This is a genomic window from Streptomyces dysideae (genome assembly GCF_001514305.1).
GTDB classification, from domain to species: Bacteria; Actinomycetota; Actinomycetes; order Streptomycetales; family Streptomycetaceae; genus Streptomyces; species Streptomyces dysideae.
On the sequence record NZ_KQ949084.1, the window covers coordinates 224,968 to 251,340 of the forward strand.

At 71.6% G+C, this 26,373-nt stretch carries 18 protein-coding genes, 1 tRNA gene, 1 pseudogene and 1 riboswitch; of the genes and pseudogenes, 12 read left to right on the top strand and 8 right to left on the bottom strand.

Going from position 1 to position 26,373, the window contains the following annotated elements; translation table 11 throughout:
• The first annotated feature begins 18 nt into the window (after positions 1-18).
• From AQJ91_RS18705 to AQJ91_RS57800, 3 genes are all read left to right on the top strand, one after another.
• Positions 19-957 carry a VOC family protein gene (locus tag AQJ91_RS18705; RefSeq protein ID WP_067022507.1) on the top strand — a complete coding sequence of 313 codons (939 nt, stop codon included), beginning with the start codon at positions 19-21 and terminating at the stop codon, positions 955-957.
• Between the two features lie 93 nt (positions 958-1,050).
• Positions 1,051-2,016 carry a fumarylacetoacetate hydrolase family protein gene (locus tag AQJ91_RS18710; RefSeq protein WP_067022509.1) on the top strand — a complete coding sequence of 322 codons (966 nt, stop codon included), beginning with the start codon at positions 1,051-1,053 and terminating at the stop codon, positions 2,014-2,016.
• Complete coding sequence (locus AQJ91_RS57800; RefSeq protein WP_324618010.1) at positions 1,961-2,674, top strand: CoA-transferase; 714 nt, start codon at positions 1,961-1,963, stop codon at positions 2,672-2,674. Before AQJ91_RS18710 ends, AQJ91_RS57800 begins: the two co-directional genes overlap by 56 nt.
• Positions 2,675-3,066: 392 nt before the next feature.
• On the opposite strand, the gene AQJ91_RS18720 is transcribed toward AQJ91_RS57800, so the two are convergent.
• Positions 3,067-3,465, bottom strand: a complete 399-nt coding sequence (locus AQJ91_RS18720) for a TnsA-like heteromeric transposase endonuclease subunit (protein WP_234382504.1) — start codon at positions 3,463-3,465, stop codon at positions 3,067-3,069.
• 241 nt (positions 3,466-3,706) lie between these two features.
• On the opposite strand from AQJ91_RS18720, the gene AQJ91_RS18725 reads away from it, so the two are divergent.
• From AQJ91_RS18725 to AQJ91_RS18740, 4 genes are all read left to right on the top strand, one after another.
• Positions 3,707-3,780 (top strand) — tRNA-Met (locus AQJ91_RS18725).
• 127 nt (positions 3,781-3,907) lie between these two features.
• On the top strand, positions 3,908-5,011 hold the full coding sequence (locus tag AQJ91_RS18730; RefSeq protein WP_067022512.1) for a PP2C family protein-serine/threonine phosphatase: 1,104 nt from the start codon (positions 3,908-3,910) through the stop codon (positions 5,009-5,011).
• Between the two features lie 364 nt (positions 5,012-5,375).
• Positions 5,376-5,533, top strand: a riboswitch (cyclic di-AMP (ydaO/yuaA leader).
• A gap of 11 nt (positions 5,534-5,544) precedes the next feature.
• On the top strand, positions 5,545-6,570 hold the full coding sequence (locus tag AQJ91_RS18735; protein WP_067022514.1) for a M23 family metallopeptidase: 1,026 nt from the start codon (positions 5,545-5,547) through the stop codon (positions 6,568-6,570).
• Positions 6,571-6,693: 123 nt separating this feature from the next.
• Positions 6,694-7,638, top strand: a complete 945-nt coding sequence (locus tag AQJ91_RS18740; protein WP_067022516.1) for an aldo/keto reductase — start codon at positions 6,694-6,696, stop codon at positions 7,636-7,638.
• Positions 7,639-7,692: 54 nt separating this feature from the next.
• On the opposite strand, the gene AQJ91_RS18745 is transcribed toward AQJ91_RS18740, so the two are convergent.
• From AQJ91_RS18745 to AQJ91_RS18760, 4 genes are all read right to left on the bottom strand, one after another.
• Positions 7,693-9,156, bottom strand: coding sequence for a PrsW family intramembrane metalloprotease (locus AQJ91_RS18745; protein ID WP_067022519.1), 1,464 nt, complete (start codon positions 9,154-9,156; stop codon positions 7,693-7,695).
• Positions 9,157-9,207: 51 nt separating this feature from the next.
• A complete protein-coding gene (gene trmB, locus AQJ91_RS18750) occupies positions 9,208-10,035 on the bottom strand; it encodes a tRNA (guanosine(46)-N7)-methyltransferase TrmB (RefSeq protein WP_079085046.1) in 828 nt (275 codons plus the stop codon).
• Positions 10,036-10,178: 143 nt separating this feature from the next.
• Entirely contained in the window at positions 10,179-11,387 is a 1,209-nt protein-coding gene (gene lhgO / locus AQJ91_RS18755; protein WP_067022523.1) for an L-2-hydroxyglutarate oxidase, read from the bottom strand.
• Between the two features lie 185 nt (positions 11,388-11,572).
• Complete coding sequence (locus AQJ91_RS18760; RefSeq protein ID WP_067022526.1) at positions 11,573-12,997, bottom strand: NsdA family TPR-like regulatory protein; 1,425 nt, start codon at positions 12,995-12,997, stop codon at positions 11,573-11,575.
• A 722-nt stretch (positions 12,998-13,719) separates the two neighbouring features.
• On the opposite strand from AQJ91_RS18760, the gene AQJ91_RS18765 reads away from it, so the two are divergent.
• A complete protein-coding gene (locus tag AQJ91_RS18765; protein WP_067022529.1) occupies positions 13,720-15,819 on the top strand; it encodes an asparagine synthase-related protein in 2,100 nt (699 codons plus the stop codon).
• A 361-nt stretch (positions 15,820-16,180) separates the two neighbouring features.
• A pseudogene (locus tag AQJ91_RS49590) lies at positions 16,181-16,928 on the top strand (AfsR/SARP family transcriptional regulator); the annotation flags it as partial.
• A gap of 336 nt (positions 16,929-17,264) precedes the next feature.
• On the opposite strand, the gene AQJ91_RS18780 reads toward AQJ91_RS49590, so the two are convergent.
• On the bottom strand, positions 17,265-19,202 hold the full coding sequence (locus tag AQJ91_RS18780) for a sigma-70 family RNA polymerase sigma factor (RefSeq protein ID WP_067022539.1): 1,938 nt from the start codon (positions 19,200-19,202) through the stop codon (positions 17,265-17,267).
• Between the two features lie 314 nt (positions 19,203-19,516).
• The gene (locus AQJ91_RS18785; protein ID WP_067022542.1) at positions 19,517-20,278 is read right to left on the bottom strand and encodes a TetR/AcrR family transcriptional regulator; all 762 of its coding nucleotides are present in this window, start codon (positions 20,276-20,278) and stop codon (positions 19,517-19,519) included.
• Between the two features lie 387 nt (positions 20,279-20,665).
• On the opposite strand from AQJ91_RS18785, the gene AQJ91_RS18790 reads away from it, so the two are divergent.
• Both AQJ91_RS18790 and AQJ91_RS18795 read left to right on the top strand, forming a co-directional pair.
• Positions 20,666-22,045, top strand: a complete 1,380-nt coding sequence (locus AQJ91_RS18790) for an NAD(P)/FAD-dependent oxidoreductase (RefSeq protein WP_067022544.1) — start codon at positions 20,666-20,668, stop codon at positions 22,043-22,045.
• 224 nt (positions 22,046-22,269) lie between these two features.
• Complete coding sequence (locus AQJ91_RS18795) at positions 22,270-23,919, top strand: ATP-binding SpoIIE family protein phosphatase (RefSeq protein ID WP_067022547.1); 1,650 nt, start codon at positions 22,270-22,272, stop codon at positions 23,917-23,919.
• Positions 23,920-24,162: 243 nt separating this feature from the next.
• Here AQJ91_RS18795 and AQJ91_RS18800 read toward each other — a convergent pair whose 3' ends face one another.
• Positions 24,163-25,428, bottom strand: coding sequence for an MFS transporter (locus tag AQJ91_RS18800; RefSeq protein WP_067022549.1), 1,266 nt, complete (start codon positions 25,426-25,428; stop codon positions 24,163-24,165).
• Positions 25,429-25,568: 140 nt separating this feature from the next.
• Between AQJ91_RS18800 and AQJ91_RS18805 the strand changes: the two genes are divergently transcribed.
• A complete protein-coding gene (locus AQJ91_RS18805) occupies positions 25,569-26,123 on the top strand; it encodes a MarR family winged helix-turn-helix transcriptional regulator (protein ID WP_067022552.1) in 555 nt (184 codons plus the stop codon).
• The last annotated feature ends 250 nt before the right edge of the window (positions 26,124-26,373 follow it).

Sequence of the window (26,373 nt, forward strand, 5' to 3'; positions counted from 1 at the left end):
CAGAGGAGAACCCCCACCATGAGCACACGTCTGCTCACCCACCTGCGGCACGTCGACCTGGCCGTGCCGGACTACGACAAGCAGCTCGACTTCTACGCCGGCGTCTGGGGCCTGACCAAGGTCGCCGAGGACTCCGGCATCTCCTTCCTGGCCGCCGAGGGCTCCCCCGAGCAGTACATCGTCCGGCTCCGCAAGGCCGAGGAGAAGCGTCTCGACCTCATCTCCTACGGCGCCGCGAACCCCGCCGACGTGGACACGCTCGCCGAGCAACTCCTCGCGGGTGGAGTGCAGTTGATCTCCCAGCCGGGCAAGGTCGACACCCCCGGCGGCGGCTACGGCTTCCGCTTCTTCGACATCGACGGCCGCACCATCGAGGTCTCGGCCGACGTCGAGGCGCGCCGGCACCGTCGTATCGAGGAGAAGGAGTCCATCCCGGTCCGTCTCTCGCACGTCGTCCTGAACTCCCCCGACATCAACGCCACCCGCGCCTGGTACGAGCAGCACCTCGACTTCCGGCTGTCCGACACGATGGCCTTGCCGCACATGGGCGAGGTCATGCACTTCATGCGGATCAGCAGCCAGCACCACTCCATGGCCATTGCCAGCGGCCCGCACACCTCCCTGCAGCACCTCTCCTTCGAGATGCGCGGCATCGACGAGTACATGCGCGGCTCCGGCCGCGTGATGCGCTCCGGCGCCCGCAAGATCTGGGGCCCCGGGCGGCACATGGCGGGCGACAACACCTTCACGTACTTCCTCGACCCGCACGGCAACACCGTGGAGTACACCACCGAGCTCGAAAAGCTGGACGAGGACACCTGGCACCCGCACATCTACGACCTGACGAAGCCCGAGAACGGCGACCAGTGGGGCACGTCCAACCCGATGAACGAGATGGTCGCCAAGGAAATGCTCAACGACGTCGACCGCGGCGTCTTCGTCGCTCCGCCGGTCTGACCCCTTGACTCCGGGGGCTCGGCGCACTCCCCCGCCCTGCCAGGCCGCCGCGCCCCCGGCCTGTGTCAACCCACCCAGCTCCCTAGGAATGCCATGCGCTTCGCCACGTACGAACAGCACGGCCGCAGCCGTCTCGCCACCGTCGAGGACGACGGCGCCCTCTACCCCTGCCCCGGCACGGGGACGCTTCTCGACCTGATCCAGGCGGGTCCCGAGGCACTGCGCGAGGCGGGTAACGCAAGCCTGGACGTGCCGCGCGGCCCGCACGTCTCACAGGTGCGACTGCTGCCGCCGCTCCAACCACCGTCCGTACGCGACTTCGTCACGTTCGAGGAGCACGTCGAGGGTGTACGGCGCAGCATCGACGGAGTCTCGGGCGCCCCGGACGCCTGGTACGACGCGCCCACCTTCTACTTCACCAACCCCTACGCGGTCATCGGCGCTCACGACGACGTCCCCGTGCCGCCCGGCAGCCAGGTGCTGGACTTCGAACTCGAAGTCGCCGCGGTCATCGGCCGCGAGGGCCGCGACCTCACCCCCGAGCAGGCCCGCGACCACATCATCGGCTACACCATCTACAACGACTGGTCCGCCCGCGACCTCCAGTCCCGCGAGATGCAGGTCAGCCTCGGCCCCTGCAAGGGCAAGGACACCGCCACCACCCTCGGCCCCTACCTCGTCACCGCAGACGAGCTGGAGCCCTACCGCGACAGCGACGGATTCCTGCGCCTGGCGCTGACCGCCGAGATCAACGGCGAGGTCGTCGGCAAGGACCTGCTGTCCAACATGAGCTGGACCTTCGAGGAGATGACCGCCTACGCCTCCCGCGGCACCCGGGTACGCCCCGGCGACGTACTCGGCTCCGGCACCTGCGGCAACGGCGGCTGCCTCGCCGAACTCTGGGGCGTACGCGGCCGCCAGGACCCGCCACCGCTCAAGCCCGGCGACACGGTCACCCTCACCGTCGAGGGCATCGGCACCGTCGCCAACACCGTGGTACCCGGTGCCGCACCGGTGGCCGTCCCTCGCGCCCGTACGCGCCCGCGAACGCGCCCGTGAACCGCGCGGCGGAGAGCAGGCCGAGGTCGTCACCGGGGCCGCGCGTGGGCAGGGCACGGTGGAGGCTCCGGCCCGGGCGGGAGCGACGGTGACCGCCACCGATGTGCCACAGGCACCCGGCCAACTCGGTCATCCCCTAAATGATCGGCGCCGAGGGCCACGCGCGGCGACCTGCTCGCCGACGACCACCCCGATGCGCGCCATCGGCCGCCACATCCCACTCCGCCGGGCCGGCCTCCCTGACACCGTGCTCCCGGGAGCAGCCTTCTTCGACTCCGCCCTGTCCTTCGGAATGATCCGCGGCGGCCACATCGACACCGCCGTGCTCGGTGCCATGCAGGTCTCCGCGACCGGCGACCTCGCCAACTGGATGATCCCCGGAAAGATGATCAAGGGCATGGGCGGTGCCATGGATCTCGTCCAGGGCGCCCGCCGCGTCATCGTCCTCATGGATCACACCGCCAAGGACAGCAGCCCCAAGATCCTCGACGAGTGCACCCTGCCCCTCACGGGCCAGGCCTGCGTCCACCGCGTCATCACCGACCTGGGCGTCATCGACGTCACCGACCACGGCCTGGTCCTTGTCGAAACCGCCCCCGGTGTCACCCACCACGACATCACCGCCGCCACCGCCGCGAAACTGCACACCGCCGCTTGAGGCACGACGACCGCCACCTCGTCTGCATACGCCCAGGACGAGGTCCGGCGCATCCACCCTCCAGACCCCAGCACACCCGGAACTGCACCAACCAGGGCAGTTCGCCGACTTCACGGACGCCAAGGGCATCGGCCGGAATCGGCCGGCTCGTCGACCGTGGATGCACCTCGGTTTCCGCCGCGACCGTTCCTGTCCGGCCTGGTCGAGCAGCCCCAGGGCGACAGCCGTGGACTCCTCCTCGTCCGGCAACTCGCCCAGCAGCTGCGTCGTCGGATCCGCCAGCAGGCCGGCCACGTCGACCAGCCTCCACCGCACCCCGCCGGACCCGGACTGCTGGAGCAGGACCTCGCGGCCTCGCACCTCGGACACCGTGAACGGCTCACCCTGGAAACTCAGGGCGAGTCCCGCCCGCAACGGAACCGTGCGTTGACCACGCGCACATTGCCGTCCCCCGGCACCAGCAGGAAGTCCGGCACGTGCAGCCGCCACCGACCACCCACCCGCGCCCGCAGACGGCACGGCTGGGCAAAAATCCCGACCACCTGCGGGTCGAAGTCCGCCAGCAGCAGCCGAGCCAGTTCCAGACGGCTCTCGTAGACCACCAGCCCACGCGTCGTCGCCGACGCGTACTCCCCGGGATGATGCTTGTGCCCCTTCGCCGACCTGACCCGCCGCCACGGCACGGACCCGTCGAAACTGCCCCGGCGCAGCTGGATGAACTCCACGCTGCGTACCGAGTCGTCCTCGTACCGGATCGAAGCCGTCGCAGACTCCTGACTGCCAGCCCTCACGCTTGTACGCTTGGTGACCATGAGCTGACCGTAGGAAGCCACCCAGGACCAAGAGGCCGGATGACCGAGAAGTTCCCGGGACTGACCACCACCGACCACAGGCGTTGCTAACGCGCGTCGGAAGATTGCTAGCCGACTGCTAGAGATCGACCGACACTGCTAACGCGGACCCGGAACCTACAGCCGAACTGAACGCGTGTGCTTCGGGCCCCGCGGATGGCGTACACTGGAGTCACAACGACGCGGGGTGGAGCAGCTCGGTAGCTCGCTGGGCTCATAACCCAGAGGTCGCAGGTTCAAATCCTGTCCCCGCTACTCAAGGCTCAGGGCCGGAACTCACAGAGTTCCGGCCCTGAGTGTTTCCCCCGGCCAGACCGTTGACCGGTCATCCGGTCGGACCTCACCACTCGCTTCCCGCCCCCGCACCGGCAAACCTGGTCACGTGAAGGCGGAGGGAGCGTACGGCGGCGGGGAACGCCGGATCACGTACGCCCGCCGCTTCGTCCGCGCGCTGCCCGCCCTGCTGATCGCCGTCGGCGGCGTGTACGACTACGTCACCCCGACGGACTTCAGCGGGGCCCCCTTCTTCACCGCCGCTCCGCTCGTCGCCGCCCCGCTCTACTCCCGGCGCGGCACCATACTCACCGGCCTCGCGGCCGTCGCCGTCGTGCTCGGCGTGCACCTCTGGCTCGGCATCGCCTTCGACGTCGACGCGATCACGGAGCTGGTGACCGTCGCGACCGTCTCCGGGCTCGCCGTCCTCATCAACCTCCTCGTCCGCCGCAGCGACGAGCGTCTCGCCTCCGCCCGCGAGATCGCCGAGGCCGCCCAGCGCGCCGTCCTGCCCGAGCCCGCCGAACGCATCGGCGGCTACGAGATCGCGGCACGCTACGAGGCGGCCCAGGAGGGCGCCTTCATCGGCGGTGATCTGTACGCCGTCCAGGACACCCCGCACGGGGTACGGCTGGTCGTCGGGGACGTACGCGGGAAGGGGATGGGAGCCGTCGCCACCGTGGCCGTCGTCCTCGGCGCCTTCAGCGAGGCCGCCGAACAGGAGGCCACGCTGGAAGCCGTGGCGCAGCGGCTGGAGCGCGCGCTGACCCGCGAGGGCACGCGGCGCAAGGGCCTCGACGCCTACGAGGGGTTCACCACCGTCGTCCTCGCCGAACTGCCGCACGGCGACGGGGCCGTACGGATCGTCAACCGGGGGCATCCGCCGCCCCTGCTGCTGTACGCCGACGGCACCGTACGCCCGCAGCCCGCCACCGAACCCGCGCTGCCGCTCGGCATGGGTGAGCTCGGCACCCGGCCCGACCGTGCCCAGCAGGCCGGCTTCCCGAGCGGAGCCACGCTGCTCCTCTACACCGACGGCCTGTCCGAGGCGCGGGACGAGCACGGCGAGTTCTACGACCCCGAGGTGCGGCTCGCGGGCCGCGGCTTCCGCCACCCGGGCACCCTGCTCGGCACCCTCGCGGAGGAGGTGCGGCGGCACTCCGGAGGCTGGATGACCGACGACATGGCGCTGATCGCCGTGCGGCGCCCCTAGTGCCCCAACAGGCAACATTCGCCCCGTCGCGACGTCCGGTACGCTCCCCCACCGCCTTAAGGGCGTGGGAGGTGCCCCCACGCACCGGACGCCGCTCCTTAACGGGCGAACGTTGCCTGCCGGGGCACTAGCCATTGTCACCAGTCGTGATCGCGCGACCCCCCTCCGCATAACAACTGACATACCGTCAATACCTGTGAGGCTCCTGGGTCGTGGTCAACTCGCCCGATTTACGCCAGTCATGCCCCGTAAGTCCAGGTGAAAAAGGTTAATGATCAAGAGGAACAGCTTGGAATCCACACCCCGGGTCTATTAACGTTCGATAACGCAGCGCGGTCGTCCCAGCCGTCACAAGAGGCGGCTCCGTGCGCACGCGCCGAATCCCGTAAGGGAACCGGGGAACCACCACCTTGGGGTGAATCGAGCGGATACCGCCGTGGCAGCACGGTGGGTATACGCGCGTAGGAGACCTTCCTGCTCCGAACCCGTCAGCTAACCCGGTAGGCGAGAAGGAAGGAAAGGAGCACGCCCACGTGGCGTCAAACCGGCCTGCTACGCAAGCCCCGTTCGTGCCCAGCCAGCGCGACACCGACACCTTCGGCTATGGCGGCTACCGCACCGACGAGGGCCCGTTCGAGGAGTGGAACCCCACCGCGGACTCCATTCGCCCCGTACGCGGCAGGCATCGCGTCTCCAAGCAGCGCGGCGGGGGACTCGCGCGCAGCTCCACAGTGCTCGGCGTCGGTGTCATTGCCGCCGTCGGCGCGGGCGGCATGGCCACCGCCCAGACCGGCAAGCCGCCGGTCTCCATCACCGTGCCCGATCTGCCGCTGATCTCCGACGACGCCTCCGAGGCCCCCGAGGGCTCTGCGACCGCGCTCAGCAGCCTCGCCGTGGCCGCCGATGACACCGAGCAGGGCACCGCGGGCGCTGGTGAGGCGCTGCGGACCCGGATCATCGCGCAGGCCGAGCAGCAGCAGGAGCAGATCGAGACCAAGGCCGCCGCGGCCGCCGTCGCCGCCGCCGAGAAGGAGGCCGCCGCGGCCGCCGCCAAGGCGGAGAAGGAGGCCGAGGCCAAGGCCGCCGCCGCCAAGGAGGCGGCCGAGGAGGAGGCCCGCAAGAAGGCCGAGGCCGAGCGCCTCGCCGAGCTGGCCAGGCAGTACACGCTGCCGACCTCCTCGTACACGATCACCTCGACCTTCGGTCAGGCCGGGTCCCTCTGGTCGTCCGGCTACCACACCGGCCTCGACTTCGCGGCCCCCACGGGCACGCTCATCAAGGCCGTCCACAGCGGCACCATCACGCAGGCCGGCTGGGACGGGTCGTACGGCTACAAGACCGTGCTCACCCTCGACGACGGCACCGAGGTCTGGTACGCCCACCAGTCGTCGATCAGCGTCAGCGTCGGGCAGAAGGTCGCCACGGGCGACGTCATCGGCCGCGTCGGCGCCACCGGCAACGTGACCGGGGCGCACCTCCACCTCGAGGTCCACCCCGACGGCTCCGCCTCCGGCATCGACCCGATGGCGTGGCTGCGCGGCTTCGGGCTCAACCCCTGATCCACGTTCACTTCTGATCTCCGGCGGCCCTGACGACAACCCCCCGACGTCAGGGCTGCCGGTTTTCGGCGCCCGGTGCGTGCGTGCGGAATAGCCGCCTCCGGCACGGGAGTTGAAGCAGACATGACTTCTCTGCGCAAGCTCGGCTCCTCCGACCTCGAGGTCTTCCCGCTCTCCCTCGGCGGCAACGTCTTCGGCTGGACCGCCGACGAGGCCCAGTCCTTCGCCGTCCTCGACGCCTACGCGGCGGCCGGCGGCAACTTCATCGACAGCGCCGACTCTTACTCGGCGTGGGCCGAGGGCAACTCCGGCGGTGAGTCCGAGACCATCATCGGCAAGTGGGCGAAGGCACGCGGCAACCGCTCCGACGTCGTGATCGCGACCAAGGTCAGCCAGCACCCCGAGTACCAGGGCCTGACCGCCGCCAACATCAAGGCCGCCGCCGACGCCTCGCTGCACCGCCTGGACACCGACTACATCGACCTCTACTACACCCACTTCGACAAGCCCGAAGTGCCGGTCGAGGAGATCATCGGCGCGCTGGACGAGCTGGTGAAGGCGGGCAAGGTCCGGCACATCGCCGCGTCCAACATCTCCACAGAGCGGCTCGAGGCGTCCCTCGCCTTCTCCGACCGCGAGGGTCTGGCCCGCTACGTCGCCCTCCAGCCCCACTACAACCTGGTCTCCCGCGCCACCTACGAGGGCGACCTCCAGGACCTCGCCGAGCGCACCGGCCTGGCGGCGGTGCCGTACTTCGCGCTGGCGTCCGGGTTCCTCACGGGCAAGTACCGCGCCGGTACGACGGTACGGAGCCCGCGGGCCGAGGGCGCCGCCAACCACCTGGAGACGGAGCGGGGCCGCAAGGTCCTCGCCGCCCTGGACGAGGTGGCCGAGGCCCATGACGCGCCGGTGGCCACGGTGGCGCTGGCGTGGCTCGCGGCCCAGCCGACGGTGGCGGCGCCGATCGCGTCCGCGCGGACGGTGGAGCAGCTGCCGGCACTGTTGGGGGTGGGTGAGCTGACGCTCACGGAGGCGGAGGTGGAGCGACTTACGGAGGCGTCCGCCTAGTTCGCCCAGTTCACCCAGTTCGCCTGGTTCCCCGGGCTTCTGCTCGGCTTCTGCCTATGACCGGTACGGGTTGTGCGCGGGATACGGTCCCGCCGGATGCGCCGGATGCGCCGGATGCGCCGGATGCGCCGGATGCGCCGGATGCGCCGGATGCGCCGGATGCGCCGGATGCGCCGGATGCGCCGGATGCGCCGGATGCATCTGGTACGCCGGATATGAGGGATACGCGGGATTCGTGGGATGTGCCGGATACCCGGCCACCCCGTACATCGGCCACGGCGCCGCGACCACCGGCACGGGCGGCGCCGTGGCCCTCGCCGCGTGGTCCAGCGCCGGGCGCGCGGGATCCCGGCGGCGCCACAGCTCGTGGAGCAGCTCCTGCTCCCGTACGACGAAGTCGGCGCCCGCCCGTCCCCGGCGCCCCCGATGCCGCAGGAACGCCAGCGACGTCGCGTACGCCTCGTACTCCGCGACCGCCCTGGCCGCTGCCCGGCCCCCGTGCCGCTGCGCGTACTGCCGGGCCACCCGCCGCGCCCGCATCGAGCCGAGCGCGAACGGCTCACCCGGCGTCAGCCACCCGGCGACGGCGTAGGCGGGCAGTTCCTCGCGTACGGTCCTCAGCTCGCGCTGCCGGGTCCAGACGACGAGCCATGTCAGCAGGCCGAACGCGGGCACCATGAAGGCCGCGTACACGGCGAAGAACCCGTACTCGCCGAAGGTCGACGAGCCGTTCCACATGGCGTGCATGCCCATCGCGAGCACCAGCCCGGAGAGGGGGAAGAGCGCCCGCCGTACATGCTGCCGGTCCGCCGAGAGCGCGGCGATGCCGAAGCCGATGCCGGTGAGGACGGTGAAGAGGGGGTGCGCGAACGGCGACATGATGACGCGGACGAAGAACGTCGCCGCGGTCACGGAGGCGATGCCGCTGCCGCCGCTGAGCTGGTCGGTACCGAACGCGGTGCCGAGATAGAGGATGTTCTCGGTGAAGGCGAACCCGGTGGCGGTGACGCCGGCTATCACGACGCCGTCGACGATCCCGGTGAAGTCCCGTCTGCGGAACAGGAAGACGAGCAGTACGGCGGCGGCCTTGGCGGACTCCTCGACGACCGGCGCTATGACCGTCGCGCCGAGGGTGTCCGCGTGGGACGGGTCCGCGGTCGCTGTCGCTATCCATCTGGTCGCGAAGCTGTTGGCGATGATCGCTATCAGCGCGGCCGCGCAGGCGCCCCAGGCGAACGAGAACACCAGGTTCCGCCAGGGCCCGGGCTCGACCCGGTCCAGCCACCGGAAGGCGGCGACGAGCAGCGGTACGGGCAGGACGGCGAGCCCCAACCCCACCAGGAACCCCTCAGTGCCGGTCTGTTCCCGCACGAGGGCGAGGATGACCAGCCCGGAGAGCGCGAGCAGGGCACTGAGCGCGCCGTACCGCACCCACCGCTTCCGCCACCAGTGCGCGTGCCTGAGCGCGCCGCCGCCGGGACCGGTGGGGTGCGTCGGGTACGGGGGACAGGTGGCCACGGCATTGACCCTAACGAGGGAAGGACGCCGCTCGCAGCAGGGCGAGGGGGCTCAGGCGCCGGTGCGGGGCTGGACTTCGTGCTGTACGCGACGGAAGAGCAGGTCGTTCACGACATGTCCCTTGTCCAGTCCCTGCCCCTCGAAACGGGTCAGCGGCCGGAACTGAGGACGCGGCGCAAAACCGCCGTCGGCCTGGGTGTTCTCGAAGTCGGGGTGCGCCGTCAGCACTTCGAGCATCTGTTCGGCGTACGGCTCCCAGTCGGTGGCGCAGTGCACGATCGCACCGGGCTTCAGCCGCTCCGCGGCGAGGGTGAGGAACTCGGGCTGGATCAGCCGCCGCTTGTGGTGCCGCTTCTTGGGCCAGGGGTCCGGGAAGTAGACGCGCAGCCCGTCCAGCGCGTCGGGGGTGAGCATCTCCCGCAGCAGGATGATGGCGTCGCCGTTGCCGACCCGGACGTTGGCCAGCCCGTTCTGGTCGGCGAGGTTGAGCAGGTTGCCCTGCCCCGGGGTGTGCACGTCGACGGCGAGGACGTTGGTCTCCGGGGCGGCGGCGGCCATCTGCGCGGTGGCCTCGCCCATCCCGAAGCCGATCTCGAGGACGACGGGGTTGTCGTTCCCGAAGAGCTCGGCGATATCGACGACGCGCTGACCGTCGATATCGAGCCCCCACTTGGGCCACAGCCGCTGCAAGGCGTCCGCCTGCCCGGCGGTCACCCGGCTCCGCCGCGGCTGAAAACTCCGAATCCGCCGCTCAAAATGCGACCCGGCGGGATCGGCCTTCGGCCCCTCGGGAAACCGGGGCTCACCCTTGGCACGGGCATGCCGAAGGGGCCCATCGACGGGCCGGGGGGCTTCGGGGGCGTTGAGGGAGTCAGACACAGTGGGGTCGATTTTACGGGGCGGGAGGGCTTGGGTGGCCCGCCTCTCTCCCGACAGTAGACGGGTGGTGGGTGGGCATAGGCCGGGGGTCTGGGAGCGGAGCCCCCAGGGCGCCGAGCCCCCACCCACCCGCACCCGCACGCTCACACGGAACCCATTACAGCCAACGCCCGCCGAGCCACCTCCCGACCGATCGGCAGCGAAGCCGTAGCCGCAGGCGAAGGCGCGTTCAGCACATGCACAGCCCGATCCCCCTCCCGAATCAGAAAGTCATCCACCAGCGTCCCGTCCCGCAACACCGCCTGCGCCCGCACCCCCGCCGCCGCAGGCACCAGGTCAGCCACCGAAACCGCCGGCAAAAGCCTCCGCACAGCCGCAGCGAACGCCCCCCTCGATGCCGACCGCCGAAGCTCCCCGGCGCCATACCGCCAGTGCCGCCGGGCTATCCGCCAAGCCCCCGGCCACCCCAACGTCGCCCCCAGCTCCCGAGGCCGTACGACCCCCCACCCGTACCCCTCCCGGGCCAGCGCCGGCACCGCATTGGGCCCGATGTGCACGTCTCCGTCGATCCCGCGCGTGAGATGCACACCCAGGAACGGAAACGCGGGATCCGGCACCGGATACACCAGCCCCCGCACCAGCTCAGGCCGCGCCAGCGAGTAGTACTCCCCGCGGAACGGCACGATCCGCATCCCGGGATCGTCCCCGGTCAGCCGCGCCACCTCGTCGCAGTACAGCCCGGCACAGTTCACCAGCACCCGCGCCCGCACCACATCCCCGGCCCGCGTCCGCACGGCGACCCCCAGCGCCGCCCGCCGGTCGATCCGCTCCACCTCCGCGCCGTACCGGATCTCCGCCCCGGACGCCTCCGCCAGCTGCCGCGCGACGCCCACGAAGTCGCACACGCCGGTCGTCCCGACGTGTATCGCGGCGAGGCCCCGCACCTCCGGCTCGTACTCGGCGATCTGGGCGGCGCCCAGCTCCCGTACCGGAATGCCGTTCTCCCGCCCGCGCTGCACCAGCGCGTGCAGCCGCGGCAGCTCCGCCCGCTCGGTCGCGACGATCAGCTTGCCGGTGACGGCGTGGGCGATGCCGTACTCCGCGCAGAACTTGACCATCTCGGCGGCGCCGCCCACCGCGTACCGGGCCTTCAGCGACCCCGGCCGGTAGTAGATCCCGCTGTGGATGACCCCGCTGTTGCGCCCCGTCTGATGCCGGGCGGGCCCGGCCTCCTTCTCCAGCACCGTCACCCGCGTACCCGGCGCGGCACGCGTGATCGCATACGCCGTGGACAGCCCGACGATCCCACCGCCGACCACGAGCACGTCACAGTCGTAAGCGATCGCCCGCACGCACACCACCTCCCGCCTCCGATAGTGCACTGCGCCACTGACAATGGCTTCAAACGCAGGAGGCGGACACGTCCCGTAAGAGGCGCGGGGCTGCGTCAATATGCGGCTCCGCCGCGTGGGCGCGACCAGCCCAAGACAACCCGCAGCCCCAAACGCATATCAACCAGGCAAAACGCGACGGATCCCTACGCGGGTGCCATCAACAACGGTCGAGCCCGCTCCCGCAACTCAACCACCCGCGGCTCATCCCCATACGGCTCCAGCCGATGCAGAAGATCCTTCACATACTCGGTGGTACGCGCAGAAGAAATGCGCCCCGCAACCTCCACCGCCCGCACCCCCTGCTCGCACGCCGCATCCAGATTGCCCGACTCGAGCTCGGCGACCGCCGAAACGACGAGCCGCAGCCCATGCGACCGCACGAACTCCTCCGTCGGCTTCGACAGCGCCTGCTCCGTGAATCGGCGCACCTGACGCGGCGCCTTCAGATCGCGGTAGCACTCGGCCGCGTCCGCGGCGAACCGGTCGTACGAGTAGAAGCCGAGCCAGGACGGATCGTTGTCGCCGTCACGGGACCGCTCCAGCCACCCCTCGGCCGCCTTCAGCGCGGCCCCCGCCGCCTGCGCGTCACCCGCACGCGCGTGTGCCCGTGCCTCGACGAGCCGGAAGAAGCTCATGGTGCGGGCCGTGGCGAGCCCCCGGTTGCGTTCCAGGGCGGCCTGGGCGAGGTCGACGCCCTCGTCGCCGAAGCCCCGGTAGGTCGCCTGCAGGGACATGGACGCCAGGACGTAGCCCCCGAGGGGGACGTCGGCAGCCGCGCGGGCGAGCCGCAGCGCCTGGATGTAGTACCGCTGTGCGGCCTCCTGCTGGCCCGTGTCGAAGGCCATCCAGCCCGCGAGCCGGGTCAGCTCGGCGCTCGCGCCGAACAGTGCCCGGCCGACGTCGTCGGAGTACGCGCCGAGCAGCAGCGGTGCCGCCTCCACCCGTAAACACTCCGGCACCATGGACGAACGCCAGTCGCCGCCCCCGTACTTGGAGTCCCAGCGCCTGGCGTCCTCGGCGGCCTCCCGCAGTTTCTGCACATCGCTGTGGCCGACTTTGAGCGGTGCGCCGGAGCCCTCCGCGGAGTTCACCTCGCGCGCGACCGAACTGTCGGCCGGGGTTATCAGCCACCGTGAGGCGGGCGTCGCGTATGCGCTTACTGCGAACGATCCGGCCAGAGACTGCCAGATGCCGCCGGAGCCGGCGCGTCGGCCCGCGAGGTCGAGACGGTAGAGCTCCGTCGCCGACTTCACCGCCTGCCCGACGTCCCGGGGGAAGGCGAGGCCCACTTCGGGTGCGGGATCCGCGTCCGCCAGGCCGATCTCGTGGAGCGGCACCGGGCGGCCGAGCTTCTGCCCTATGGCGGCGGCGATGAGATGCGGCGCAGCGCCCTGCGGCACCATGCCCTTCGACACCCAGCGCGCCACGGAGGTCTTGTCGTAGCGAAGAGTCAACCCGCGTTGAGCGCCAAGATCGTTGACGCGACGCGCGAGTCCTGCGTTGCTGATTCCCGCGAGGGCGAGAACGGCGCCGAGTTTTTCGTTCGGCCCGCGTTGCTCCCTGGACATGCGCCACCCCTCGACACAGACGGCTGCCGCGCTGGCATAACCATGCGGCATTCGTAAACCCAGCGTAGTTCGCCGCATCCCAAGCGTTAAGAGGCATTGTTCCGGATGGCGGGATTGTGGTCCGTACGTAAGTGCGGGTCCGATACGGGCAGTTGCGGCGTGCTCCCGCTGTGTGGCCGTGCGCCCGTCCGTGCGCTCTTCTCCGGCCATCGGGGGAGCGGTTCCATGGATCGTGCGTGGGTCGGCCCGCTGTACTGGATCCAGTGGGCTGGGGGATTCGCCGCCTCCATCCCCGCGGGCGGCGGAACGGTCCGGGGGGCGAACTCCGTTCCCCGGACTGCGCGCAGGCGAACGGTGCGCAAGGCCTGTACGGAGCGTGTTCGGGCCTGCCTTCGCACCGGCCGCGTGCTGTCGATTTGGCTGAAAATCGACCCTGCCTGCTGCGGGTGATTGCCCCTCCCACCATGGGAGTTGAGGGCGCGAAGGGCGTTCTGGGGGAGCGTATCGGGGGCGCATTCGCATCGCAGTTGCCTCACAGAAGCCTTGCCCTGCGCGGGCGTTCGGTTTCTTATAGGGATCCATAGGGGCGCCCATGGGGGCGCGATCCTCGGGCCCACCGGATCTCGGGCGGCTCCACCCGCCCTCCGGCGCGCGCCCCTTCATGGCAGCATGGTGACCGGTTCGTACGGTGCACTGGTTGTCCACAGCCTGTGGAGGCGTCGATGCGGTGGTTGGTGGGATGGAGCAGCACCGCCGCGGGGCCCGCCCGGATCGGCTCCGCGGGGGCCACCGGAGGCGACGGCGAGACCGTGCACCCGGTGGGTTCCCAACTCCTGTGGGGCGACCCCGATCCGCTGTGGGCGGTCGGCGACTGGCGCCCCGACGAGGTGCGGGTCGTGAAGGCCGACGCACAGAACCGGATCGCGGTCCTCGGCAACTGCGGGGCGACCGACGAACAGCTGCGGGTCGGGCTGTTCGCCGCGCGCGGAGGGGCACTTCGGCATCTGACGGCCTGGTCGGGCAGCTACACGGCGGTCGTGCAGGTCGGGCGCAGGGTCATGGTGTGCGGCGATCTGGCGGGCGCGCGGCCCGTGTTCTACACCCCCTGGGCGGGCGGTACGGCGTACGCGACCGCCGCCCTGCCGCTGGCCGACCTCATCGAGGCCAACCTCGACTTCGGCCACCTGGCCGCGTTGCTGGCCGCCCCGGACGTACCGGCCGCGCTGCACGACTCCACTCCCTACGACGGCGTACGGCGCATTCCGCCGGGGCACGCGCTGATCCTGCGCAACGGGGCGCGCGAGATCGCCGGGTACGAGCCGGTCGCCTCGCTGGCGGTGGCGGCGCCGTCGGCGGATCCGGACAGCGCGGTGGACGCGGTGCGGGACGCGCTGGTGGAGGCGGTACGCGCGCGTCTGTCGGCGCCCCGGCATGTTCCCGGCGCCGACATCGACCCGGGACCGGTGCCGGGCATGGGGCCCGCCGAACGGCGTGCCGCGCGCGGGATGCCGGTCCCGGGCATCGGCGCGGACCTGTCCGGCGGCCCGGCATCCGGAACGCTCGCACTGCTGGCCGCCGGCCTCCCGGGCATGCCGGGCACCGTGCTCGGACACGGCACGGGAGCGGGCGAACGGCTCCTGGCGGTCACCTTCAACGACCTGGCGGTCGGCGGCCGGGAGGCCGAGCTGGAGCGGGCCGGCACCCTGGCGGCCAACCCGCGCCTGCACCACGTAGTGGTGACCGGCGGCGAGGAGGCGCTCCCGTACGCCGACCTGGACGGCCCGCTGACGGACGAGCCGGGCTCCAGCCTGGTGACGGCGGCGCGCCACCGGGCGCGGCTGGCGGCGGGCAGCGCGGACCACTTCACCGGGTACGGCGCCCGCCAGGTCCTGGACGCGCACCCGGCCCGCCTGGCCGACCTGCTGATGGACCGCAAACGACGCCATCTGGTCCGCCCGGTCGCGGCGCTGGCCAAGGCGGACGGCTCGGTGCTGGTCCCCGCGCGCGTGTACAGCGCGGCCAGGCGCCTGGCCCGTACGCCGTACCGAACGGGCCTGGAGGCCCTCGCGGACCGCCTTCTGCAACGCCGCTTCGACGAACCCGGGGGTGCCGTCGGGGCGTCGCTGGCAGGGCTCACCTGGGCGAGACCGGGTCCGGCGGCGCGCTGGCTGACCGGGGAGGCGCTCGCTGAAGTATCGGTTCGCCTGCAGGGCGCGACCCAGCGCAACGGAGTGGGCCCGGGCCAACGCCCCGGCGACTACCGCGCGCGTGCGGCACTCGCCCGCCACGCAGCCGACCTACGCGTCCTCGAACAAGCGGCCGAGATCCGCTTCCAACGCCTGCACACTCCCTTCCTGGACAACCAGGTTCTCCGCGCCTGCCGCGCCCTCCCCGAGGCCCTGCGCGTCCAGCCGGGCGCCAGGGCCGCGATCCTCCGTACGGTCCTTGAGGGCGCCGGCGTAGCCGATCTCCCGCCCGGCTGGGGCGCCCCGTCCCACGCCTCGGCCGCGGTAGCAGCCCGCACGGGCCTGCGCGTAGCGGCGGACACCCTGATCTCCCTCTTCGGCACTCCTCTCCTCGCCGAGGCCGGCCTGGTGGAGGCCCGAGTGGTCCGCAAGGCCCTCCGCGCGGCGGCAGAGGGCGAGCCCCTACCCCTGGACGGCCTGGCGGACCTGGTCTCCCTGGAACTGTGGCTACGCCGCCTCCTGGCCCGCCGAGGCACCTGCTGGACGGGCACGCCCGCCCGCCAGCGCGCGGTACCGGCGGGGATCGCACCCCAGAGGGGGGCGCTGGGGGCGGGGGCGACGGCGAGGCGCGCGTAGGCCTGCCCAGCGGATCCTGCCTCCTGCCGGAGGCGCGGGGTCCGGCATACCCACCCCGGGTTCCACTCCGTCCGCCACTTCTCGACGCCGGTGCGGATCTTTGAGCCGCTGGGGCTTCGCCTCTCAAACGCCGGTCCGCATCTTCCAGCCCGTCCGGCGTTTGAGGACAAGGCCCCTTCAGGGCCGGAGCGGGGTCTGGGGCGGCAGCCCCAGCGGGGGCGAAGGGGCGGAGCCCCTGGGGATGGGACGGGTAGGGGCGGCGGGGGCGAGAAACCCCGAGCCCCGCCCCCGCACCGGCCCCCGCCCCGCCGACGTCCACAAAACCCCTGCCCCCCCCAGCCACCCCGGCGACAATGACCCGGTGCGGTACGCGATCCTGGGCATCACCCAGGCGGAGGACGACCAGGGCACCGTCATACCCGTCGGCGGCCCACACGTACGTGCCCTGCTCACCGCCCTCGCCCTACGCCCCGGCCGCGTCACCGCTCCCGAGACCTCGATCGACGAGGTCTGGTCGGACGCCCCGCCCCAGGACGCCCCGGCCGCCCTCCAGGCCCTCGTAGGCCGCCTCCGCCGCACCGTCGGCAGGGACGCCATCGTCTCCGCCCCCGGCGGCTACCGGCTCACGGCGACCGAGGACGACGTGGACCTGTTCGTCTTCGAACGCCTCGTACGCGAGGGCACCACCGCCCTGGACCGCGGCGACCCCGCCACCCCCGCAACGCCCCCACCACCCGCAACGCCCCCACCACCGCAACACCCCAACCCCCAGACCGCACCGGCAACATCCGCCCCCGCCTCACATCCTTCGTAGGCCGGGAACCCGAACTCGAAGCCATCCGTTGCGAAGTGCGAAGGGCCCGCCTGGTCACACTCACCGGGCCGGGCGGCTCCGGAAAGACCCGTCTCGCCGAGGAAGCCGCCGCCGGGCTCCCGCAGGCATGGCTGGCCGAGCTCGCCTCGCTCGACCGGCCGGAGGCGGTGCCCGGCGCGGTGGTCAGCGCGCTCGGTCTGCGCGAGACCGTGCTCTGACCCATGAGCTGACGGCCCAGCAGGACGACCCGGTCGCCCTGCTGACCGAGTACTGCGCGCCGCGCAACATGCTCCTGCATACGGGATCAAGGCGGCGGTCGCGGACGCCGCGGCCGACCTGCTGGCCCGGCTCGGCGACCACGCGGGGGCGGTCCGGCTGCTCGCCGCCTCGGAGCAGTGGCGCGGCGGCCATCCGCGGCCCGTCCCGGAGCGCACCGACGCCGAGCGCGCCGAGTCCGCCGCCCGCACCGCCCTGGGCGCCGTCCGGTACGCCACCGAGCACGCCCGCGGCACCGCCCTCACCCCGGACGACGTACTCGCCGGACTGGACGAGACCCTGCGCACCGGCACCCCCGGAGGCAGGTGAACCAGGAGCAGGTGAACGAGGAGCAGGTGAACGAGGAGCAGGTGAACTAGGAGCAGGTGAACCTCGACTCCGCCCAGTCGGCCAGCATCAGATCGTCCAAGTGGCTGCGTGGCTCGACCACCAGCTGCACGGTCCTGCGCCCGGTGAGGTCCACATGCACCGGCACCGCAGAGTCCCCGCCCTGGACCATGCCGGACCGCCACAGCTGGACGCCGTCGGCGTGGACGGAGAAGTAGACCTTGCCGAGTCCCAGCGTCATGTCGTCGACGCCGGCCATCGCGTCGTAGGCGGTGCACTCGCGGTTGAGGTCGATGGTGACGGAGGACCGGCCGTGCACGGTCACGCCGTGCGTGTACTGCCGGTCGGCGATCGACAAGCCGTACCGCTGCCACACCCAGCCGCTCTCGCCGAGCCGCATCTCGGGCGCGGTGCCGTCGCCGTTGACGTCGTACGACAGCTCGCTCCACTGGTGGACGACCGGAGCGGGCGGGGGCGGCGGTGCCGGGGCGGGAGTGGATGTCGGGCTCGGTGTCGGCGTGGGGGTCGGTGTCGGCTTCGGGGAAGGCGTGGTCGTCGGGGTGGGAGTCGGGGTGGGAGCAGGTGCCGGGGTCGGGCTGGGCGCCGACACTGGGACGATCGCCGGTGGTTCCGGCTCCGGCTCGGACTCCTTCTTCGTGGGCGCGGGCGTCGGTGTCTGCTCGACGATCGGGGTGGGCTCCGGCGGCCTGTCGTCCGCCTTGTCGACCGGCTTCTCGTTGTTCATCAGCGCGAGCACCACCGCCGCCGTGACCCCCACGACGACCACACCGGCGGCGATACCGGCCTTCACGGGCGCGCCCACGCCCTCGGACGCGGCCGCACCGCCCCCGGCGCCCGCCCCGCCGGACGAGCTGCCGCCCGCCGCCGTGGCCGCCCCGGCGGCACCGGCCGCACCCGCTCCGGCACCGCCGGCGATGAGCCCGACCGCCTTGGCGTACCCGGCGGCACCGAACCAGCCGATGACCGCGACCGGCACGACGGCGGGGATACCGCCGGCGACTTCCTTGATCTGGCCCGCGGCCAGTCGGCACTTGGCGCACTCCTCCAGGTGCTTGCGCAGCCCCCGCTCGGCCCGGCTGCGCAGGCCGCCGCGGGCGTAGGCGCCGAGCCGGTCGGCGTAGCGGGCGCACTCCTCGTCGTCGGCGAGGGTGGCGCTGACGTGGGCCTGGAGATAGGCCTGCTTGAGGCCCTCGCGGGCGCGGCTGGCGAGCACGCGTGTGCCGTTGGCGTCCAGCCCGAAGAGGGTGGCGACCTCGCTCGGTGACTCGTCCTCGACCTCGGTGTGCCACAGCACGGCCTGCCAGCGCTCCGGCAGCGACCGGAAGGCCCGCATGGCCATGGACTGCTCGGCCTCGTGCATCGCCCGCACGTCCGCGCCCAGGTCCAGGCCCGCTCCGAAGGAGCTGATGGGGGCGGTGTCGTCGGACACGTCGGAGGAGCGCGCGGCCTGCCCGGCGAACACCGCGAAGTCGTCGACCAGTTGCTCCCGGCGCGCGGACTTCGTCCAGGTCGCGGCGACGCGCCGGATGCTGGTCAGCAGATACGCGCGGACGGCGTGCTCGGGTCCGGAGCCGCCGCGTACCGCCTGGAGCATGCGGGCGAAGACCTCGGCGGTGAGGTCTTCGGCGGTGTGGGCGTCCCGGCAGCAGGTGCGCGCGTACCGGCGTACGGCGTCGGCGTGGCGCCGGTAGAGCGCCTCGTAGGCCGTGTCGTCGCCCGAGCGCATCCGCTTGATCAGGTCGGCGTCGGACGGCGGCAGCTCGCGCGGCGGCGGCAGGACGTTGTCCTCGCGCCGGTCGCGCTGTGCCGGGACGCCGCCCTCCACTGGGACGTCGTCCGGCGGCAGATCCGCCCGGCTGCCCTGGCTCGGCACCCGCGGCGTCGCCGGGCCGCCGCCCTCCGCGTCACCGTCGCCCAGTGACCCGTCCCGTCCGTCAACGCTCATCGCGGAAAGCCCCCGCCGCCGGCCCAACAGTCCCGAACACCGGGTCAGGGTGCCATATTGGCTTTTGTTCAGGACCCATGAGGGCGGCGCATCCCCTCGTCTGTGGGGTTTTGCCGCAGTGCAGCACTAGCCGTCACCCATACGGGGAAGACTCAGTCGGCGCCCGGTGAGCGGGAGTTGGGGCAGTCGACCCGAAATGCCGGGGATGTCAGCGAGTGGTGCGCGAGGCGCGGGCGGCACAGCACCCACACCTCACCGTCACCTCTTCGAGTTACCCGCCGGGCACACCGGACTCACCCGGCCGCCTGTCGGCCTCACACCGGCCGAGACCGCAGCCCCTCCAGCAGGATGTCCAGCAGCCGAGCCGAGGCCGCCGCCTGCTGCGCGGCGTCCGGCAGCGAGGGCGCCGCCGTCGCTATCACCAGCAGTACGTCCGACACCGACACGTCGGCCCGCAGCTCGCCCGCCGCGCGCGCCCGCTCCACGAGCTGGCCCACGACCTCGAGCAGCGCCGCCGCCCCCGCGTCGTCCACAGCGGCGTCCGACGAGTCCCCGGGCACCAGCCGCAGCTCACCGGAGCCCGGCTCCATCCGCTGCTGCGGCACCCGCGCCTCTTCGAAGGCGGCACCTTCGTCCGCGACGCCGACCCGCAGCACCTGCGGCGGCAGCAGCCGCCCCGCGCCCGACGCCACCGACGTCCGCAGGAAGCGCGACAGCGCCGACCATGGCTCGTCCTCCTGGCCGAGCGCCGCCCGCGCCTGGTCGGTCAGCCGGGAGGTCTCCTCCTCGGCTATCCGCCGCACCAGGACGTCCTTGCTCGGGAAGCGCCGGTACACCGTGCCGACGCCGACCCGCGCGCGCCGCGCCACGTCCTCCATCGGCGCGCCGTAGCCCAGCTCGCCGAAGACCTCGCGCGCCGCCCGCAGTACGTGCTCCAGATTGCGCTGTGCGTCCACGCGCAGCGGCGCCGTACGCGGTCGGTCCCCGCGTCCGTTGCCCGCGCTCATCGCGCCGCCCATCGCACCACCGGGTGCGATGGCGGACGCGGAAGACCAATGAGAGCCCTGAACATGCATAAGTGATCCCCCGGTAATGACGTCTCCCCCCGGAGACTCTCCCCGCCATAGGAAGCCGGAGCGTCAGAGAACGTGCACCGGTTCACCAGTCCGCCCGTCGCGGACTCGAAGGAACCGAAGAGCGCATCCCCCTACACCCCGTCGTCACACGAACATAGTTGAGAGGGAGTCAATTCAGAAGGGGCACGTTCCGCACGGAGCGCCCCCCGATCGGAGTACGGGTCGTATACGTCCCGATTGCACCCCCTGCGGCCCTCCGGCGCACACCCGTTGACCTGCGGGGCTTCCCCGCACTCCGGTAATTCGGCCAACCCGTGGCGCGCCCCGCCTGCGGTCACACAAATTGTCGAGCCTGTGGACAAACGCAAGCGGCGGGTGCGTCATGGGATGGTGAAGGAACGTGCGCGCATTCTCGTTGTCGGCGGCGGCTACGTCGGGATGTACACGGCTCTGCGCCTCCAGCGGAGGCTCAAACGGGAACTCGGCCGGGGCGAGGCCGAGATCACAGTCGTCACTCCCGACCCGTACATGACGTATCAGCCGTTCCTCCCCGAGGCGGCCGCCGGTTCGATCTCCCCCCGCCATGTCGTCGTGCCGCTGCGCCGGGTCCTGCCCGGGTGCCGGGTCGTGATCGGCGAGGCCACCGCCATCGACCACGCCAAGCGCACCGCGACCCTCACCACCCTCGCCACCGAGGAGGAGGGCATGGGCAGCGAGCAGTTCGTCTACGACGAACTCGTCCTCGCCCCCGGCTCGATCGCCCGCACGCTTCCCATCCCCGGCCTCGCCGACCACGGCGTCGGCTTCAAGACCGTCGAAGAGGCCATCGGTCTGCGCAACCACGTCATCGAGCAGATGGACATCGCCTCCTCCACCCGCGACCCCGCCGTCCGCGACGCCGCCCTCACCTTCGTCTTCGTGGGCGGCGGCTACGCCGGCGTGGAGGCGCTCGGCGAGCTGGAGGACATGGCCCGTTACACCGCGCGCTACTACCACAACCTCCGCCCCGAGGACATGAGGTGGATCCTCGTCGAGGCCTCCGACCGCATCCTGCCCGAGGTGGGCGCGGAGATGGGCCGCTACACGGTCACCGAACTGCGCCGCCGCAACATCGACGTACGCCTGAACACCCGACTGGAATCCTGCGCCGACCGCGTCGCCGTCCTCAGCGACGGCGCCCGCTTCCCGACCCGTACGGTCGTCTGGACGGCCGGCGTCAAACCCCACCCGGTCCTGGCGGCCTCGGACCTGCCGCTGAACGACCGGGGCCGGCTGCGCTGCACCGCCGAGCTGACCATCGAGGGCAGCACGCACGCGTGGGCCGCGGGAGACGCCGCCGCCGTCCCCGACGTCACCGCGGCGGAACCGGGCTCGGAATGCGCCCCCAACGCCCAGCACGCCCTGCGCCAGGCCAAACTCCTCGGCGACAACGTCGCGCACGCGCTCCGCGGCGAACCACTTGAGACGTATGCCCACAAATACGTGGGTTCGGTCGCCTCCCTCGGCCTGCACAAAGGCGTCGCGCACGTCTACGGACGCAGACTGAAGGGCTACCCTGCGTGGTTCATGCACCGGGTCTACCACCTGAGCAGGGTCCCGACCTTCAACCGGAAGGCCCGGGTCCTGGCCGAATGGACACTGTCGGGACTCTTCAAGAGGGAGATCGTCTCCCTGGGTTCGCTCGAACATCCCCGTGCGGAGTTCGAACTCGCGGCCGGTGGAAAGCCTCCTCACAACCCGAACGACGACCCGAAGGGGTCGTCCTGACCGGACCGAGGAACTCCACCGACAGGGCAGGCGTCTGACGGATGTCGGCCCGGTCGGCCACCCTGCCAGACTGACCCCCGACCCTGGACGACCTTGGACGGGCAACCGCCCGCCCTTCGACCCCGCGAGGCTCTCCCCACAGTGCTACAACCCCGGGGTGCCATCCCCCAGACCCCCGGCCGGGTCCGGAGCTGGCCGAAGACGACGACACGAGGCAAGGATTCGTGAACTTCACGCGCTGGAGCGCCCGGCTCCCCGGAACGCAGCGCCGCGCGGCAGCGCGGACCGAACACGCGACGGTCCCCCCGGACCGCCGACAGGACACCCCGGGCTCCGTCCCCGCGGCCCGCGCCGAACAACTCACCGACGAGGCCCCGCCGATCCCGGCCGTGGACGAACTGCCGGTCCGCGAGGTCCTGGACCGCGTCCCGGCCCTGGTCGCCCTGGTCCACGGCCCCGACCATCGCCTCGCCTACGTCAACGACGCCTACGTCACCGCCTTCGGCACCCGCCCGCTGGGCCAACCGGCCCGCGAAACCCTCCCCGAACTGGACGAACTGGGCCTGTTCCCGCTCCTCGACCAGGTCCTGCGCAGCGGCAAGCCCCGCACGGTCAAGTCCCGCAAGGCCCCCGACGGCCGCTCGTACACCTTCGCCTGCACCCCGGTGGCCGAGGGCGACGGCGGCGTCCTGATCTTCGCCACGGACGTCACCGACCACGCCGAGGCCGCCGAACGCCTCCGCACCAGCGAACGCCGGCAGCGCGAGACGGCGGTCACTCTCCAGCGCTCCCTCCTCCCGCAGGAGCTGGAGGAGCCCGACGACCTGCGCATCGCCGCGACCTACCACCCCGGCGGCACGGAGGCCGCGGTCGGCGGCGACTGGTACGACGTGATCACCCTGGGCGGCGGCCGTACGGCACTGGTCATCGGCGACGTCATGGGCCGAGGCGTCCGCGCCGCGGCCGTCATGGGCCAGCTCCGTACGGCGGTCCGTGCGTACGCCCGCCTGGACCTCCCCCCGCACGAGATCCTCCAGCTCCTCGACGGCCTCGCCACGGAGATCGACGCCAACCAGATCGCCACGTGCGTCTACGCCATCCACGACCCGAACGAGGGAAGCCTGGTCTACGCCTCGGCCGGCCACCTCCCGATCCTGGTCCGCGACGAGAACGGCGTGGTCCAGCGCGCGGACGAACCCACGGGCCCGCCGCTCGGCACGGGCAGCTGGATGCACGCGTCAGGCAGCATCGCGCTCACTCCCGGCTCCACCGCCGTCCTCTACACGGACGGCCTGGTGGAGCGCAGGGACGAGGACCTCGACGTGGGAATCGCGTCCCTGGAGCGCGCCCTGTCCGGCGCGACGGGCACCCCCCAGGTCGTCTGCGACCGCCTGGTCCGCTCAGCGGGCGTCACCGCCGACCACGACGACGACGTGGCGGTCCTGGTCCTCCAGCACCCGGCCCGCACCGGCCCGGACAGCGACCTGTTCCGCAACGCGGCCCTGGAACTCCTCGGCGGCATAGAGGCCGCCCCACGCGCGCGTGCGTTCGCCTCCGGCGTCCTGACCAGCTGGCGCTTCCCGCCGGACCTCCACGACCTCGGCGTCCTGGCGGCCAGCGAACTCGTCGCCAACTCCCTCCAGCACGGCACTCCGCCCATGCGCCTCCGCCTGCGCCGCACCGACCGCCGCCTCATCATCGAGGTCACGGACGGCGACGACCACCTCCCCCGCCGCCGCAGAGCGGAACCCGGCGATGAGTCGGGCCGGGGCATCGCGATCGTCGCGACGATCGCCTCGGCATGGGGCTCGCGCCGCACACCGGGCGGCGGAAAGGCGGTGTGGTGCGAGTTCGTCCTGCCGCGCGGGCAGTGACGGGCTGCGGATCAGCCCTCGAGGAACGGACGCCGAGTTGACCACAGCCGCTGGTGCGTCACCCGTCCCGCTCGTCCGGACGAGCGGAGTGTCCAAGGCGTACCGCTCCGCGGCCGCGACCGTATGGGCCGCGCGAGACGTGGACTTCACCGCCCGCGCGGGAGAGTTCGTGTGCGTCCACGGCGCAGCGGCTCCGGCAAGTCGACACTCCGCGTGACGGAAGCGAGACCGGGCTGGCCCGGCCTATGCCGTCACCGACTCCGAGGGCCTCTCGCCGCGGGCCACCACCCGGCTCTTCGCCGTCCACGGCCGATTCTGTACGTCGGTGAGCTGCCGTCCGAGCCGCAGCGCCAGCACGCTGATCCCCAGCGAGAACAGCAGGAACGTCACGACGTACGGTGCGTGCAGCGAAGCCCCCATCGGCCCGCCCACCGCCGGCCCGACGGCCAGCGCGAGCTGCTTCACCAGGGCGAACGCGGAGTTGTACTGCCCGGCCAGCCCCATCGGCGCCAGATCGGCGACCAGCGGAGCGACGGTCGGCGACAGCATCGCCTCCCCCAACCCGAACAGCGCGTACGTCGACACGAACGCGGCCGTCGCCATCTCCTGGCTCCCGTGCCCGAGCCCCGCGTACCCGGCGGCGACCCACGCCACGGCCCAGATCAGCCCCACGGCCGCGATCACCCGCGACCGCCGACGCCGCTCCACGAACCTCAGCACGGCGAACTGCGCGACCACGATCACCGCGGTGTTCGCGGCGAGCGCCGTCCCCAGCGCGGAGGCGCTGATCCCGGCGGCCTCGACCCCGTACGCACTCAGCCCCGACTCGAACTGTCCGTAGCAGGCGAAGAACAGCACGAACCCCAGCACGCACAGCTGCACCATGGCCCGGTTCCCGAGCAGCTGCTTCCAACTGCCCCTGACCGCACCGGGCGCACCCTCGATCCGAGGCGAGCGCGGCATGCGTACGGTCGCCATCACCACGACCAGCAGCAGGAACATGGCCGCCTCGATCGCGAACAGGAGGGTGAAGGACCAGGCGCTCGTCGTATCGACGAGATGACCACCGATGAGCCCACCGACACCCAGCCCCAGGTTCTGCAGGAAGAACTGCGTCGCGAACGCCCGCGACCGCGTCTCCGCCGTCGAGCAGTCCACGATCATCGTCGCCAGCGCCGGCTGCATCACGGCCTGCCCCGCCCCGAGCGCGACCGCCGACAGCAGTACGGCCGGCGCGCTGCTCGCGAGTCCCAGGCTCAGCGCACCCAGCGCGGCGGTGACCAGAGCGGCGAGCAGCACCGGCAGCGGGCCGCGCCGGACGATCGCCCGCCCGGCGAACGGCAGCACGACCAGCGCCGCCACGGCGAAGACGGCGAGCACGAGACCCGCCGTCATGGCCCCCAGCCCTCGCACCTGCGCCACATAGACGTACAGATACGGGACCGTGAAGCCGAGCCCGAACGCGCTGAGCGCGTTACCCGCGTGGATCCGGCGCATCGCTGCGCCCATCGCCCTGGTCACGTTCACCTCTCTCAGACAGCAGCCCTCAGCATCAGTTAGACCTGAAGACTTCAAAGCTAAAATTAGAAGCTAAACAGTACACCTCGAAGGACTTCAACGCCAAGCAGGCCCGTGCCATACTGCGATCCATGGGCGACAACCCCGGCAGCGTCAGCAACGAGCCGACACTCGAAGAGCAGATCGCCGCCTATCAGCGCGAGTTCCAGGACCTCGACCCCCAGGTTGAGAAGATCGTCTCGGCACTGTCCCGCCTGAACCGCCGTATGAACGTCGCCTACGGCCGCCAGACCGCCGCCCTCGGCATCAGCAGCGCCGACTGGGAGGTCCTCAAGGCACTCGTCCTCTCCGGCGCCCCTTACCGCATGGGCCCCAGCGACCTCGCCAAGCGCCTCGGCCTCACGCCGGCCGCGATGACCCACCGGATCGACCGCATGGTCGCCGAGAGCCTGGTCACCCGGGAGCGCGACGAGACCAACCGCGTCCGCGTCATCGTCGAGCTCACCGCCGAGGGCCGCGAGAAGTGGCTGGAGGCGATGCGCCTCGCCTCGGTCTTCGAGGAGGACCTGCTCCAGGACCTCTCTCCCGAGGAGCGCACGACCCTCGGCGAGGTCCTCACCCGCCTCCTGCGCCGCGTGGAGCACGCCCAGCCGGACGCCGGCGGCCGCCTCACCGACCTGGACTGAGGCCGGGACGGGCCGGGACAAAAGATCTTGACAGGCGGCGCTTGACAGCCCTCTGCCTGATCCGTAGAGTTCTTCGGGTTGCCGCGGAGCCGTAACGGTTCTTCGACAACACCTCCCGCCGCATCAGCGGTAACCAAACCATCAGCACGATCTCCCAGCCGGGATGAATTCGGCGTGCCCGAATTCAATTCGATTTGGGTCCGGCAGCCCGATTAGGAACTGCCGGGAGGATCCGCTAAGGTTTGAGACG

What these genes read in the sequence shown, in the direction of transcription:
- AQJ91_RS18760 (WP_067022526.1), bottom strand. Translation starts at nt 12,997, where the DNA reads ATGTCCAGGGAGCAACGCGGGCCGAACGAAAAACTCGGCGCCGTTCTC.
- AQJ91_RS18780 (WP_067022539.1), bottom strand. Translation starts at nt 19,202, where the DNA reads ATGAGCGTTGACGGACGGGACGGGTCACTGGGCGACGGTGACGCGGAG.
- AQJ91_RS18785 (WP_067022542.1), bottom strand. Translation starts at nt 20,278, where the DNA reads ATGCATGTTCAGGGCTCTCATTGGTCTTCCGCGTCCGCCATCGCACCC.
- AQJ91_RS18705 (WP_067022507.1), top strand. Translation starts at nt 19, where the DNA reads ATGAGCACACGTCTGCTCACCCACCTGCGGCACGTCGACCTGGCCGTG.
- AQJ91_RS18710 (WP_067022509.1), top strand. Translation starts at nt 1,051, where the DNA reads ATGCGCTTCGCCACGTACGAACAGCACGGCCGCAGCCGTCTCGCCACC.
- AQJ91_RS18805 (WP_067022552.1), top strand. Translation starts at nt 25,569, where the DNA reads ATGGGCGACAACCCCGGCAGCGTCAGCAACGAGCCGACACTCGAAGAG.
- AQJ91_RS18765 (WP_067022529.1), top strand. Translation starts at nt 13,720, where the DNA reads ATGCGGTGGTTGGTGGGATGGAGCAGCACCGCCGCGGGGCCCGCCCGG.
- AQJ91_RS18740 (WP_067022516.1), top strand. Translation starts at nt 6,694, where the DNA reads ATGACTTCTCTGCGCAAGCTCGGCTCCTCCGACCTCGAGGTCTTCCCG.
- AQJ91_RS18800 (WP_067022549.1), bottom strand. Translation starts at nt 25,428, where the DNA reads ATGGGCGCAGCGATGCGCCGGATCCACGCGGGTAACGCGCTCAGCGCG.
- AQJ91_RS18790 (WP_067022544.1), top strand. Translation starts at nt 20,666, where the DNA reads ATGGTGAAGGAACGTGCGCGCATTCTCGTTGTCGGCGGCGGCTACGTC.